This window comes from Salinivibrio sp. SS3 (assembly GCF_001722105.1).
GTDB classification, from domain to species: domain Bacteria; phylum Pseudomonadota; class Gammaproteobacteria; order Enterobacterales; family Vibrionaceae; genus Salinivibrio; species Salinivibrio kushneri.
In genome coordinates this window covers 19748-33474 of sequence record NZ_MEBQ01000001.1, presented here as the reverse complement: position 1 = coordinate 33474, position 13727 = coordinate 19748, and the positions used below count along the sequence as shown (strand labels likewise).

18 protein-coding genes are annotated in these 13727 nt (G+C 51.8%); 13 read left to right on the top strand and 5 right to left on the bottom strand.

Annotation, left to right across the window (positions count from 1 at the left end):
- From BGL48_RS00160 to BGL48_RS00150, 3 genes are all read left to right on the top strand, one after another.
- On the top strand, positions 1-629 hold a 629-nt coding region (locus BGL48_RS00160), incomplete at its 5' end, for a chemotaxis protein CheW (RefSeq protein WP_141698044.1).
- Between the two features lie 34 nt (positions 630-663).
- Positions 664-1152, top strand: coding sequence for a chemotaxis protein CheW (locus BGL48_RS00155; RefSeq protein ID WP_069360745.1), 489 nt, complete (start codon positions 664-666; stop codon positions 1150-1152).
- Positions 1152-1586, top strand: a complete 435-nt coding sequence (locus BGL48_RS00150) for a DUF2802 domain-containing protein (RefSeq protein WP_069360744.1) — start codon at positions 1152-1154, stop codon at positions 1584-1586. The genes BGL48_RS00155 and BGL48_RS00150 overlap by 1 nt, the downstream gene beginning before the upstream one ends.
- 13 nt (positions 1587-1599) lie before the next feature.
- Here BGL48_RS00150 and BGL48_RS00145 read toward each other — a convergent pair whose 3' ends face one another.
- Complete coding sequence (locus tag BGL48_RS00145) at positions 1600-1896, bottom strand: EscU/YscU/HrcU family type III secretion system export apparatus switch protein (protein ID WP_069360743.1); 297 nt, start codon at positions 1894-1896, stop codon at positions 1600-1602.
- Between the two features lie 2 nt (positions 1897-1898).
- Complete coding sequence (locus tag BGL48_RS00140; RefSeq protein ID WP_069360742.1) at positions 1899-2708, bottom strand: hypothetical protein; 810 nt, start codon at positions 2706-2708, stop codon at positions 1899-1901.
- Between the two features lie 120 nt (positions 2709-2828).
- Between BGL48_RS00140 and ccmA the strand changes: the two genes are divergently transcribed.
- From ccmA to BGL48_RS00090, 10 genes are all read left to right on the top strand, one after another.
- Positions 2829-3446: a cytochrome c biogenesis heme-transporting ATPase CcmA gene (ccmA, locus tag BGL48_RS00135; protein ID WP_069360741.1), complete on the top strand. Its 618-nt coding sequence runs from the start codon at positions 2829-2831 to the stop codon at positions 3444-3446.
- A complete protein-coding gene (ccmB, locus tag BGL48_RS00130; RefSeq protein WP_069360740.1) occupies positions 3443-4111 on the top strand; it encodes a heme exporter protein CcmB in 669 nt (222 codons plus the stop codon). The genes ccmA and ccmB overlap by 4 nt, the downstream gene beginning before the upstream one ends.
- Positions 4112-4139: 28 nt before the next feature.
- Positions 4140-4877 (top strand): heme ABC transporter permease, encoded by a 738-nt coding sequence (locus BGL48_RS00125; RefSeq protein ID WP_069360739.1) that lies wholly within the window; start codon positions 4140-4142, stop codon positions 4875-4877.
- On the top strand, positions 4877-5083 hold the full coding sequence (gene ccmD, locus BGL48_RS00120) for a heme exporter protein CcmD (protein ID WP_069360738.1): 207 nt from the start codon (positions 4877-4879) through the stop codon (positions 5081-5083). Before BGL48_RS00125 ends, ccmD begins: the two co-directional genes overlap by 1 nt.
- On the top strand, positions 5080-5565 hold the full coding sequence (ccmE, locus tag BGL48_RS00115; RefSeq protein WP_069360737.1) for a cytochrome c maturation protein CcmE: 486 nt from the start codon (positions 5080-5082) through the stop codon (positions 5563-5565). Before ccmD ends, ccmE begins: the two co-directional genes overlap by 4 nt.
- Positions 5562-7526 (top strand): heme lyase CcmF/NrfE family subunit, encoded by a 1965-nt coding sequence (locus tag BGL48_RS00110; protein WP_069360736.1) that lies wholly within the window; start codon positions 5562-5564, stop codon positions 7524-7526. The genes ccmE and BGL48_RS00110 overlap by 4 nt, the downstream gene beginning before the upstream one ends.
- Positions 7523-8074, top strand: coding sequence for a DsbE family thiol:disulfide interchange protein (locus BGL48_RS00105; protein ID WP_069360735.1), 552 nt, complete (start codon positions 7523-7525; stop codon positions 8072-8074). The genes BGL48_RS00110 and BGL48_RS00105 overlap by 4 nt, the downstream gene beginning before the upstream one ends.
- Positions 8071-8637, top strand: a complete 567-nt coding sequence (locus tag BGL48_RS00100) for a cytochrome c-type biogenesis protein (protein ID WP_069360734.1) — start codon at positions 8071-8073, stop codon at positions 8635-8637. The genes BGL48_RS00105 and BGL48_RS00100 overlap by 4 nt, the downstream gene beginning before the upstream one ends.
- Positions 8634-9845, top strand: a complete 1212-nt coding sequence (gene ccmI, locus BGL48_RS00095; RefSeq protein ID WP_069360733.1) for a c-type cytochrome biogenesis protein CcmI — start codon at positions 8634-8636, stop codon at positions 9843-9845. Before BGL48_RS00100 ends, ccmI begins: the two co-directional genes overlap by 4 nt.
- Positions 9846-9920: 75 nt before the next feature.
- A complete protein-coding gene (locus BGL48_RS00090; protein WP_069360732.1) occupies positions 9921-10679 on the top strand; it encodes an MlaA family lipoprotein in 759 nt (252 codons plus the stop codon).
- Positions 10680-10762: 83 nt separating this feature from the next.
- Here BGL48_RS00090 and BGL48_RS00085 read toward each other — a convergent pair whose 3' ends face one another.
- The 3 genes from BGL48_RS00085 to BGL48_RS00075 form a co-directional block, all read right to left on the bottom strand.
- A complete protein-coding gene (locus BGL48_RS00085) occupies positions 10763-12130 on the bottom strand; it encodes an outer membrane protein transport protein (protein WP_069360731.1) in 1368 nt (455 codons plus the stop codon).
- 274 nt (positions 12131-12404) lie between these two features.
- Positions 12405-13109: a DUF3379 family protein gene (locus BGL48_RS00080; RefSeq protein ID WP_069360730.1), complete on the bottom strand. Its 705-nt coding sequence runs from the start codon at positions 13107-13109 to the stop codon at positions 12405-12407.
- Entirely contained in the window at positions 13096-13644 is a 549-nt protein-coding gene (locus BGL48_RS00075) for a sigma-70 family RNA polymerase sigma factor (RefSeq protein ID WP_069360729.1), read from the bottom strand. The genes BGL48_RS00080 and BGL48_RS00075 overlap by 14 nt, the downstream gene beginning before the upstream one ends.
- Positions 13645-13727 lie beyond the last annotated feature (83 nt).

The following is a 13727-nucleotide window of genomic DNA, read 5'->3' as shown; positions in this document are numbered from 1 at the left end:
AGACCGAGACCGAGACCGAGGCGTACGTCGATGTCGCGGTAGAAGCAGAACAAGCTGTCCCCGAACTTGATACTGAGGCCGTTGAAGAGACGGTACAAGCAGAGCAGATTCACGACGAGGCTGAAGCCGACACGCAAGCCGGTGACGATCTGCCCCCCACTCAATGGGAAAATGCTGAAACCGAGGCAGAGTTTCAGGTATTATTCTTCGAGAGTATGGGGGTAACCTATGCGGTGCCTTTGGCCGAATTGGGCGGTATTCATCAGCTTGGCGAATGCAACCGTCTTATCGGTCGACCAGATTGGTATCTAGGATTACAGACAGAAAAGCAACAACAGCTTGATGTCGTCGATACAGCCCGCTGGGTGATGCCAGAAAAACTGGCAGATAATCAGCACAGGGACGACTATAATTATATTGTGATTCTGGGCGATAGTAAGTGGGGACTGGCATGTGATCAATTGCTCGGTACCCAAGCGCTCAGTGGTAAAGCGATTCGCTGGCGAAAACAAGCGGGAAAGCGGCCTTGGCTCGCAGGCATGGTCAAAGAAAAAATGTGTGCTCTGATCCATGTTCAAGCATTTATTGCTATGTTAAATCAGGGGATTGACGCCAAGGCGATGGCGTAATAACTAGTTACACAGCGCGTAAAGAGGAAAATCAATGTCTCAGGTAGCTGAAGTTCAAAAAGAAGGCGTCAATGACGAGGTGTTGCAGTGGGTTACTTTTCAGCTTGAAGAAGAGACCTACGGCATTAATGTGATGCAGGTGCGTGAAGTGCTGCGTTACACCGAAATTGCACCCGTTCCGGGCGCCCCTGACTATGTATTGGGTATCATTAACTTGCGTGGCAATGTCGTCACTGTGATTGATACGCGCTCACGTTTTGGTTTGGCGTCAGCCGACGTCACTGACAACACGCGCGTGATAGTGATCGAAGCTGAGACGCAGGTGATCGGTATTATGGTCGATAGCGTCGCGGAAGTGGTGTATCTAAAAACATCGGAAATTGATACCACGCCAAGTGTGGGAACAGAAGAAAGCGCTAAATTTATTCAAGGCGTCAGTAACCGCAACGGCGAACTGCTAATCTTGGTTGATCTCAACAAGCTGTTGACCGACGAAGAGTGGAATGAGATGGCCATGCTGTAATGATGGAGCTTGTGCTGACGTGGTCGCCCGTTGCTGTGACGGTGGTGTTTGCCATCGTTGCTTTATGGTGCCTTCGCGCAGAAAAGCGTGCCAGACAGCGGCTAGAGAATAAACTGCAAGCAATGGAAACCGTGCTCAAAAGTGCGCGCCAACGCCATGACAGTCTGGCGAAGCAATTCAATGAATTGCGGGCGGGTAGTATGGGGATGGGGCAGAAGCTCGCCGACTTATCTGCCAGTGTGGATGAGTTGTTAGAAAAGCATGTTGAGCTGGAAATGCAAGATTCGGAAAGCCGCCTCTATAGTCGAGCCAGTAAAATGGTTGATTTGGGTGCGGATGTTGACGAGTTAATGCAAGAGTGTGATCTTCCCAAAGCAGAGGCTGAATTGCTGCTTAATCTGCGTAAGCGACAAGCTGCCAACCAGCAGCGCTAACCGCTAAGCTATCCTACACCAACGTATCTATCGGTGTGTGTCCCTGCCAACCTGGTGGGGTCTTTCCCTCCAATACCCAAGCGTAAGCAATCAACTCGGCAATCACTCGATAGAGTTCAGGTGGGATCTCATCATCTTTATCCAGTCGCTCTAGCCAGGCGAGCAAATGGGCATCTTGATGAATCAGTGCACCTTGCTCACTCAAGGCCTCAATCAGCTCCAGCGCCAGTTGATCAGTGGCTTTCGCTTTGACTTTGGGGGCATGGTAGCCGTCATACCCAAGCGCGACCGCGCGTTTTTTATCTTTCATCGTTAAACCCTCATGGAAATGCCAGCGGCTGGCACGTCACCCTCAGACACGGGCCCGGTTTCGTCGATGTCGTCATTGATGTCGATATCCAAGGCAATCGCTTGATGGGTAAGCCGTTCATCGAGCCAATCAAGTGTTTGATGAATCCGTTGTTTAAGCCTAGCGGTCGGTGCGGTCAGTGTCAGTGCCCTCTCTTCCTTTGATAGCGATAAATCTGCGCGGACAAACTGATGGCCGACAGGAAGGTACAGTCGAACTTGCCACTGCACCCTATCCGCCGAGGGAGACGCCGATTGTCCGGTTTGTTTGCGTGCTGTGACGCGAATGGGCGGACGCTGCGGATCAGAAAAGGGTAAAACCCATTGCCACTCGCCGGGGCGAGATGACTCAGCGACTCTTTGCTCGGCCATCAGTCTTAAGGCACCCGTCATATTATCCCCCTCTGACTGAGACGAAAGCCATTGCTTGAGCAATGTGGTAAGCAACTTATCGGCGGGGCGCTGCGCGAGCCATTGGGCAATGGTGTCTGAACGGGGTGCCTGTTGCTGAGCGGAAGTGGGGAGCGTCCAAGCACTAAGCAGTGATTGCATCAACGTTTGCGCCGACGCGGGTTGCTGTCTCATGGTGGCAGTCAATGCAGGTAACAAATGTAACTGGGCTAACACATCGGTCAATCCCGTGCTGGCCTTGGTATGTATCAGGGTAAATTGTGCCTGCAACAGCGCACGTCCATCGATTGGTGACGAGGACTGTGAGGCTAAGCCAGCCGGTTTTATCACCAGTTGTTGTGGATTCGTTGGGGCAATCTTCATGGTTTCTCACAATTATTTACGCGAGTCACACTTTGCAACCCTGTGGTAACTAACAGTCATTTTGACCATTGTGGTACTATGCGTCCACTTTTGTAACACAAGCAGGATGCAACATTTGTCATGTTGGAAGTGAAACAGCTTTGCTGTGTTCGTGATGACCGAGTGTTGTTTGATGCGCTGACATTCTCTCTGTCTCCCGGTGATCTTGTTCAGGTAGAAGGCCCAAACGGAGCAGGCAAAACCACGTTATTGCGAATTATCGCGGGTCTAGGGCTCGCGGACAGTGGCGAGGTCTGTTGGCAGCAGCAGGCGATCACCCAACAACGCGACGCCTTTTATCGCGATCTCCTATTTTTAGGCCACACCACAGGGGTTAAGCGCGAGCTTACTGCCTTCGAAAACCTGGCTTACTATCTGCAAATGCATGGGCGGTGTGATCATGATGCCATTTGGCAAGCGCTTGCCAAAGTCGGTTTGGCGGGGCGAGAGGATATTCCTGCGGGGCAGCTATCAGCGGGACAAAATCGGCGCGTTGCCCTTGCGCGACTTTGGTTAAGTGATCGGCGATTGTGGATTCTCGATGAGCCGCTGACGGCGATTGATAAACAAGGGGTAAAGGTGCTTGAAGCTGTGTTTGAGCGGCATGTGCAACAAGGCGGGATGGTGCTATTTACCACTCACCAAGACATGTTTGTGGATCACCCGCTATTACGTCGTATTCAGTTGGGGGCGCAATGATCAAAGCAATGTGGTTGATTGTTCGCCGAGAGCTAAAAGTCGCTTTTCGCCAGCCGGCTGATAGTCTGAATCCTTTGTGGTTTTTTATTATTGTGATCACCTTGTTTCCGCTCGGTGTCGGGCCAGGTCCCCAGTTATTGCAGACCATCGCCCCCGGCATTATTTGGGTCGCGGCGTTACTCTCTGCGCTGCTGTCATTGGAGCGCTTGTTCCGGGACGATTATCTGGATGGGTCACTTGAGCAAATGATGCTGATGCCCGTCCCCTTACCACTGTTAGTGATCGCGAAAGTCATCGCACACTGGTTACTGACCGGTTTGCCTTTATTGTTAGTCAGCCCGGTGTTGGCGTTATTACTGTCACTCGATGCCACCCAGTATCAAGCGGTGGTCATGACTTTATTGTTGGGTACCCCAACATTAAGTTTTGTCGGTGCGATTGGGGTTGCTCTGACAGTAGGGCTGCGGAAGGGAGGCGTTCTTCTGAGCTTGCTGATCCTCCCGCTTTATATTCCTGTACTGATTTTTGCCACCTCAGCGATTGATATGGCGGGATTCGGTGCAGACATCAATGGACAGCTGGCGATCCTTGGTGCCATGTTGGCTGGGTCCGTCACCTTGGCCCCCTTTGCTATCGCCGCCGCGTTGCGTGTGAGCGTGAACTAATAATTAATCAGGAAGTAGAGCAATTGTCATGTGGAAGTGGCTTCACCCTTACGCAAAGCCGGAAGTGAGCTACCGGCTGTGTGGAAAACTCCTCCCTTGGTTTGCTGTGTTAGCAGGCCTGAGCTTGGTTGTGGGCATGGTTTGGGGCTTAGCCTTCGCGCCAGCAGACTACCAACAAGGCGATAGTTTTCGCATTATCTATATTCATGTCCCCGCTGCCATTTGGTCGATGGGCGCCTATATGTCGATGGCGATCGCGGCATTTATTGGCCGTGTTTGGCAGTTAAAGATGGCCGATTGGGCGGTGGGAGCGATCGCGCCGGTCGGTGCGGTGTTTACCTTTATTGCCCTAGTGACAGGCGCGATTTGGGGTAAGCCGATGTGGGGCGCTTGGTGGGTGTGGGATGCACGCCTCACGTCTGAGTTAATTCTATTATTCCTCTATATTGGCGTCATGGCTTTGTATAACGCGTTTGACGATGCGCGCACGGCCTCACAAGCCGCGGGGATATTAGCGATGGTGGGCGTGATTAACCTGCCTATCATCCATTTCTCTGTTGAGTGGTGGAACACCTTGCATCAAGGCGCCACTATCACCAAATTCGCTCGGCCTTCAATCGATCCTGGCATGCTTTGGCCCCTACTGGTGTGCTTACTCGGCTTTGCGTGCTTTTTTGTCGCCTTGACCTTGATGGGACTGCGGAATCAAATTCTCTTAAGAGAGTCTCATCGGCCTTGGGTGCGCGCTTTGGTGGAGGGTAACTAATGCATTTTGAGAGTTTTAGTGCGTTTTTAGCGATGGGAGGCTATGCCGCCTATGTATGGAGCGCATTCGGTATCACCGCGGCGGCCATGTTGGCCCTCATTATGGGTTACCGGCGTACACATAAAAAACGCCTGCAAGCGGTCAAACAACAAATCGCCCGTGAGCAGCGAATAAAAGATGCACAAGCACTGGAGAACACATTATGACGCCTCGACGCAAAAAACGGTTGTGGATCACTTTAGCGTTGCTAATTGGTGTCTCGACCACTATCGGCCTGGTCTTGTATGCCTTAAACCAAAATATGGATCTGTTCTACACACCGACCGAAATCGTGCAAGGTAAGCCGGATGGAAGCAAGCCGGAAGTCGGTCAGCGCTTAAGAATTGGCGGCATGGTGGTGGAAGGCTCGGTGAAACGCGACCAAGAGTCGTTGCTTATTCAGTTTGACGTCGCCGATGTGGGCCCAGCGGTCACCGTGACCTACGAGGGCATCTTACCGGACCTTTTTCGCGAGGGACAAGGTATTGTGGCTCAGGGGGTATTGGTTGACTCACGCACGGTAAAAGCCAGTGAGGTACTGGCTAAGCATGATGAAGAGTATATGCCGCCCGAAATTGCCGAGGCGATGGAAAAGAATCATCAGCCGCTTGAATACACAGAGGAGCAAAAACAAGGTAGTCAGTTATGATTGTTGAGCTCGGGCATTATGCGTTAATCCTTGCGTTGGGATTAGCGCTGTTATTGAGTTTTTATCCGCTTTATGGTGCCAATCAGGGCCATGAAGGAATGATGAAAATGGCACGTCCTCTTTCTTTAGGGATGTTTGCCATGCTGCTGTTTTCTTTTGTTGCGTTAAGTTGGGCGTTTTATACCAATGACTTTACGGTGGCCTATGTCGCCAGTAATTCCAACAGTGCCTTGCCTTGGTACTATCGCTTAACCGCAGTTTGGGGGGCACACGAGGGCTCACTGTTACTGTGGGTACTGATTCAGGCGCTTTGGACCGTGGCGGTGGCGGTATTTAGCCGTGGTATGCCGTTATCGTCAGTCGCGCGTGTGCTCGCCGTGATGGGCATGATATCGGTCGGCTTCTTGTTGTTTATTATCCTGACTTCGAACCCGTTTGACCGCACTTTGCCATACTTCCCTGTTGATGGCCGTGACTTGAACCCATTGTTGCAAGATCCTGGACTCATTGTGCATCCACCTATTTTGTACATGGGGTATGTAGGTTTTTCGGTCGCCTTTGCTTTTGCCATTGGCTCATTGCTCGCGGGACGCTTAGATACCGCGTGGGCTCGTTGGTCGCGTCCTTGGACCACGGCTGCATGGCTTTTCTTAACCTTAGGCATTGCGCTCGGCTCTTGGTGGGCCTATTACGAGCTTGGCTGGGGCGGCTGGTGGTTCTGGGATCCGGTCGAAAACGCCTCATTTATGCCTTGGCTGGCGGGAACCGCTTTGATGCACTCTTTAGCGGTGACAGAAAAGCGTGGCACCTTTAAAGCGTGGACGGTATTACTCGCCATTTCTGCGTTCTCTCTTAGCTTATTAGGGACATTCTTGGTGCGCTCCGGGGTGCTGGTATCGGTGCATTCGTTCGCCTCCGATCCGGCGCGTGGCCTGTTCATTCTTGGCTTTCTTGTGGTGGTGATTGGTGGCTCACTGTTGCTCTATGCACTGCGTGCCTCCGAGATCAAAGGGCGAACCAAAGTGTCGTTCATTTCTCGTGAGAACGCCTTGTTGGTCAACAATACCTTGTTGATGACCGCGCTTGTGATTGTCTTGATTGGTACCTTATTGCCGCTTGTGCACAAGCAGTTGGGCCTTGGCTCAGTGTCGATTGGCGAGCCCTTCTTTAACTTCCTGTTTGCGTGGCTGATGCTACCGTTTGCCTTTTTCCTCGGCATTGGACCTTTGATTCGCTGGAAGCGCGACAAGCTGTCAACCTTAGCCAAGCCGATGCTCGTGAGTGGGATTGCGGCTGTCACTCTAGGCGTCGGAGCCATCGCAATCTTAGCGGACAGTTTCAAAGCGATGGCGGCAATGGGCGTAACCATGGCGCTGTGGATCACCTTCCTGCATGGCTATGAGCTTCACTTGCGTGCTACCCATCGTCATGCCTTTACGGTAGGGATTAAAAAACTGGGTCGCAGCCATTGGGCCATGGTACTGGGTCATATCGGCCTTGCGATCACCATTATTGGGGTGGCAATGGTCGAGAATTATGACATTGAGCGTGATGTCAAAATGGCGCCGGGCAGCAGCGTCACTTTGCAAGGTTATACCTTTAAGTTTACGGACTTATCAGACAAGCAAGGACCTAACTACCAGGGTTACGTGGCCTCGTTTGATGTATACCGTGGTGATACCTTTATCAACCATTTGGATGCTGAAAAGCGGTTCTATTCCGTGCAGCGCTCGATGATGACAGAAGCCACGATTGATCGCGGCTTTACCCGTGATCTCTATATTGCCATGGGTGAAGAGCTGCCTGATGGCTCATGGGCAATGCGACTTTACTACAAACCCTTTGTGCGCTGGATTTGGTTCGGTGCCATTGTCATGGCATTGGGTGGTGCGTTAGCGATCAGCGATAAGCGCTACCGGTTTCGTCGCAAGCAGGCACCCAAACAGGAGGCCAGCGTATGAAGAAGTTACTTTGGTTTCTGCCACTCCTGGCTTTTGCGGCATTGGCGGGCTTTTTTGTCGCTCAACTCGACAACAACGCCAAAGGGGATGATCCGACCAAGTTAGAGTCAGTATTAGTGGGCAAGCCTGTGCCCGCTTTTCACCTTGAGGATCTACAAACCCCGAGCAAGGAGTATGACCAAGCCATTTTCACCGGCGAGCCACTGCTGCTGAACGTATGGGCCACCTGGTGTCCGACCTGCTATGCAGAGCACCAGTTTTTGAACAAACTGGCGGCACAAGGGGTGAAAATCATCGGACTCAATTACAAAGATGATCGGCAAAAAGCAATCAAATGGTTAAACAACCTGGGTAACCCTTATCAGATTAGTTTGTATGATGGCGATGGGATGTTAGGGCTGGATCTCGGCGTCTATGGCGCACCGGAAACCTTTTTGATTGATGCCAACGGCGTGATTCAGTACCGACACGTGGGTGATGTGAATGCACGTAATTGGCAAGAGACCCTCAAGCCAAAATTTGATGCATTGAAGGGGGCTGACAAATGAAGCGACTGATCCTGCTTGGCGCGTTGTGGCTAACCGCAAGCTTGGCATTTGCCAACGCGATTGACGTGTATAAGTTCGACTCTGCCGAGCAAGAAGCCCGTTTTCGCGCCCTGACCAGTGAGTTGCGTTGCCCCAAGTGTCAAAATAACAGCATTGCCGACTCCAACGCGGAGCTTGCGCAGGATTTACGCCAAAAAGTGCACCAAATGCTGCAGCAAGGGCGGACGGATGAGGAAATTCGCAGCTTTATGGTCGCGCGTTACGGTAACTTTGTAACGTACAACCCGCCTGTCACCGCATCAACTCTCATTTTGTGGCTTGCGCCGGCGTTGGTGCTGATTTCTGGCGTGGGGGTGGTGATAGTGCGCAGCCGACGCGCTAAGCAGACCGTTAATCACGCCCTGAGCGATGAAGAGCAGCAACGACTCGATGCGCTGTTGTCATCGCCAGAACAAACCGATGCGTCGTCAAACGACTCGTCAGCGACGAGCATCGATGAACAAGCGGAACAACCGGCGTCATCTGAGCATGCGTCAACCCAGCAAGATAAGGAGCCAAAATGATTGAGTTTTGGGGCGCGACCTTGGTGTTTTTTGTCCTTGGCGCAGTGATGTTTTTGTGGCCCCTTTGGCAAAAAAGTGAGCACGATCATCAAGGTAGCCGTGATGCACTCAACAAAGCCTTTTACTTTGATCGTGTAGAAGAAATTGAAGCGGAAAGTGCCGAAGGCTTAATCGATAATACGCGTGATCTGAGGCAGGATCTGCAGCAGTCATTGCTGGATGATATCCCAGAAAAAGAGAAAGCCAAGCAAGCGCGTCATTTGCGTCTGACCCCGATGCAGTGGGTGCCAGGTTTGGTTGTGTTAGCAGTGGTCAGCTTTGGCTTGTATGGCATTGAGGGTAGTGCCAATCAAGTGGCGCAGTGGCAGCAAACCGCCAAACAGTTGCCTGAGCTATCAAAGCGGCTACTCGAGGGTGAGAAGCCATTAACCAAACAAGAGATGCAAGATCTTACCTTGGCGTTGCGGACCCGGTTGCAGCATGAGCCGCAAGACAGCACCGGTTGGTTGTTGCTGGGACGAATTGGGCTAGCAAACCGAGACGGAGAGACCGCAAAAGGGGCGATGGAGAAAGCCTATGCCTTGGCACCTTCACAGCCAGATATTCAAGTCGGGCTCGCGCAAGCCTTGTTGTTTGCCGGTGATGAAGCAGACAGTGCCCGGGCGCAGAATTTATTAAAATCTGTGGTGAAAGCGGATCCCTTTAATCTACAGGCGATGTCTTTGCTCGCTTATCAAGCGTTCGAGCAAGGGCGATATCAGGACGCTATTGCCACGTGGAAGGCGATGAAAACTTTGATAGGCAGTGACGATCCGCGTAATCAAACGTTAGATCAGTCGATTGCGCGCGCAAACCTAGCCCTTAACAGCGCCGATGGCGCGAAAGTCGCGGTAACAGTGGTATTGGATCAGCAAGTGCAGTTACCCGAGGATGGAGTGGTGATTATTTCCGCGCATGCCTCGGCCGACTCACCGATGCCAATCGCGGCTAAGCGCCTACCGTTATCTAAGTTTCCCTTGTCTGTGGACTTGGCAGACACTGACAGCTTGAATCCTAATCAGGCGTTATCCTCGCACGATAAGGTAGTGATTCGGGCGCGGATTGACCAAGATGGCGATGTGGGCACCAAAGAAGGTGACTGGGTCGGGCAAAGTGATGCGGTGCGTCTAGGCAGCCACGCAGAACTGGTTATCGACAAACAGCAATAACCAAGACAAAATAGTTATCATTGTTAGCAAGGCTGGGCATTCCCAGCCTTTCATTGTGTAGAGGAATCCCATTTGATGTGGAAACGTCTGTGTTTGATGGTGGCGGTACTCGGCCTGTTATCCGGTTGTGTATCACGTCCGCCAGGTGCAGAGCCGCACCCAGAAGACCCGTTAGAAGGCTTTAACCGTGCGATGTGGACAGTCAACTACGACTATCTGGATCCCTATGTGGCGCGTCCTGTTTCAATCGCTTATGTTGATTACGTGCCAAGCCCCGTGCGCACTGGGATTTCTAATTTTTTGGGCAACCTCGAAGAGCCCGCCAGCATGTTGAATAGTTTGATCATGCTGGAAGGCGAGAAAGCCGCGACCCATTTTAACCGCTTTTGGATCAACACCTTGTTTGGGTTAGGGGGCTTGATTGACATCGCGTCAGCGGCTGATATTCAAAAATATGATCAGCGCGAATTTGGTGATGCCATCGGTCACTATGATGTGGGCACGGGCGCGTATATTATGCTGCCTGGCTATGGGCCTACCTCAGTGCGAGAAGGCGCGGGCGAAGTCGTTGATGGCCTGTACCCGCCGCTGGCGTTACTTACCTTGCCGCAGTCGGTTTTAAAATGGATGTTTGATGGGATGGAATCGCGCGCCGCGTTAGTGTCTCAGGAGTCGCAATTGGACAATTCGCCAGACCCTTATGCATTTGCCCGCGACGCTTACCTGCAAAATCGCCGTTATCGCGCCAAAGGGGACGAGGCATTGGAGCAACAACCCGCTTTGGATGATGAGTTTCTCGATGACTTTATCGATGATATCGATGCCGCCCCGTAAATCAGCGTAAGCGAGTCGGGTAAAACGTGATAAAACACACCACGGCTTGGGCCGTGGTGTGTTTGTTAGATAAGGCGTGATGCTTAGAAACGATAGCTGGCTTGCACGCCGACTAACCACACATTACCTGTGGTCTCGCCTTCAAAATTACCGCCAAACGCAGAGCCTGATTTGTCGGACTCAATGCCATCACGCGGCTCTTTCACCGGGGCATCTTTGGCAAACACATAGGTAAACGCGGCATCCAGCGTTAGCTTGGAGGTCACGTCATAGCCGGCGCCCACGCTCAACCAGGTCCGGTCAGTCTCTGGGATGGTCAGAGTACGGTTTTTATCGCTCACTGCCGAGGTATCGTAGGCAACGCCTGAGCGCAACGTCAGTTTTTGATCCCACTGGTAGGTGGTGCCGATGGCAAAGCGATAGTTATCTTCCCAGTTTTCCACTTTCACCATCTTTGGATCGCTAGAAAGGGAGGGAATGTTCGCCTCGAGTTTGTCAAAGCTGCTCCATTCGGTCCAGTTAATACTGGTGTGTACTGCCCACTGTTCAGTCAGCTGATGCAACGAAGAGAACTCGGCGGTAGCGGGGAGGGTGAGATCCATACTGCCTGAATAGTGATTGCCACTCAGATAATCTGCTCCAGAAAGTTGACCTTTTTGAATCGCTGCTAGGTTGTAAGTTAGCCCTTCTGCATGCCCATCTAATGTCAGGTTTACCTCAGAGCGATAGTTAACGCCAACACGGTGCATATCATTGATGTCGTACACGGCACCCAACTGCCAACCCCAAGCACGGTCATCCCCTTCCATGTATTTTAGAGTGCTGTGTGCAGGAACAGGGCTGCCAGCAAGTGCGCCTGCGCTGGTAGGTAGTTTAGAATCTGTACTACTCTTGGCGCCAATACTCCCTTCTCCCAACACATAACGGATACCGGCACCGAGGCGTAATTGCTCGGTGGCTTTCCAAGCGATATTAGGGTTGATTTCAAAGGTCGTCACCGCCGCTTCGTTACCAAACTGGGTACCCGTGAAGTCATTGCCCAACTCGGTTTCCATGCCAAAGTTGGTCGCCAGAGCGAGGCCAGCGGTCAAGCGATCGTCGATTTGATGGGCAAAATAGAAATTAGGGATCACGGCATCATGGGCAACATCATCGGTTGACGTTGCAGTCTTTTTACCATTCGAGATGTTTGTGTTTGTCCCATCAATATCAACGTTGGGGTTCACGTAGATGCCACCGGCTGATACTTGCGTATCGGCAAGGTAGCTTAATAGCGCAGGGTTACGAAATTGCGCACTGGCGTTATCCGCCATGGCCGCTTCCCCTGCGAAAGCGCGGCCAAGGCCGGTCGCTGAGGTTTCTGCGAGCTGAAAACCGGCACTGTGTGCGGTGGTGGAAAGAGAGCCGAGCGCGGTGGCGACGGCAAGATAAACGATCTTATTATTTTTCATCTGCTTACTTGTTCGCTGTATAAAGGGAGGCCTAGAGTAAAAGCTCGCGTGCGTAAATCAATTTATCGCTACGATAAAGGGTAAAAACAAAATAATGAAACAATAAAAATAGCATTATTAGTATTTTTATCTATAGGATTGGCGAGCATTTAAGCGACGAGGGATGAATTCAGCGAACACCTGTTACACATTACCAGGCGAAAAGTCATTGGTACGGAAAGAAAAATCGCAGCGCGCGCCCTCTCTGTCTACCGAGAGGGCGCACAATGAGTGGCTAGATCGCTTGGGGCGTGAGTTGCTGTTGCAGTTGCTCGGCAATGGGGGCGGCGGGGCTTTTCGCCTCACCGACCACAATCACGCTCGCCGATTGCACGGGGCGGCTGACGGCTTGCATTTTTCCGTCACTTTTCTGCGCGGGCGCCTGACTGGCTGACGGGACTACAAACACTGTATACGCTTGTCCATCACTCTCCATGACCATGTGCAACGCATGTTGATCCCCAAAACTACAATGGTTGATGTAAGTGACCTCGCCGGGGAGCGCATTAAAAGCTTTGCCAAACGGCTGTAGTTTGGCATTGACTTGCTCAATGGTTGCTCCTTCGTTAATGCCTTCTATAAAGGCATGTTCGTGATAATAGTGCGCTAATGCCGTTTGATTAAGGTCCAGCGTGGCACTGCCCCAGTTAAACTGACCAAGTGCAATACCAAACACAAAGGCAATCGAGGCGGCAATGGCGAGATGCCAGCGTGGGCGTTTGACTCCTTGTTCCACATCGGTAGTTTGCGAAAACAAAATTTTATCGGCCAAATCCTCCGGTACTTCCACGCGAAGCGCCTGGTCGATTTTGCTGTCCAACTCGGCGATATCGTCCGCATAGCCTTGGTGACGTTCAGACTCGGCCTTGGCGGCTTGCAACTCAGGATCGGTATCATAAGGGTCTGCAAGTAGGCGGCGGCGAAATTCAAGATCGTCCATACTGTTGGCCTCCTGAAGTTGCGGTGGTGTCCAGTGCTTCTTTAAGTTGAGCGCGAGCGCGAAAGAGGCGAGTCATCACCGTGTTTTTGTTTAAGTCCAAGATTTGGGCGATTTCGTCGCCACTAAAGCCGGCAATCACCTGCAAGACCAAGGGCTCACGATATTCCGGTGATAAAGCGGCAATTTGTCGGTGTAGCCAGCGCTGCTCCATGGACGCTTCTTCGCTGGGGCGGGTTTTGTCTTCCAGTTCGCCATCGTCAACGTCCACATGGTCAAACTGCTTACGTTCGAAGCGTCTTGCATTCTCTCGGCGCAAAATGGTGATGAGCCAGGCTTTGGCTGCCTTGTCATCTTGCAAGCTGTCTAACGAGCGCCAAGCGCGTAAGCAGGTTTCTTGCACCAAATCTTCCGCGATATGCGGATCTTTTGCTAACCAGTAGGCATAGCGGTAGAGGTCACGATGCCATGCGCGCACCAATGCCTCGTATCGTGCTTGTCGGGTCATACCGGATGAGCCTTTGTCCATGGATTGCATCAGTCTATAGAGACCGAGTGATTTGTCACTTTATTTCATCTTAGGTGAAAAATCGGCACAAGTTTGATCTGTTTCAATATTAA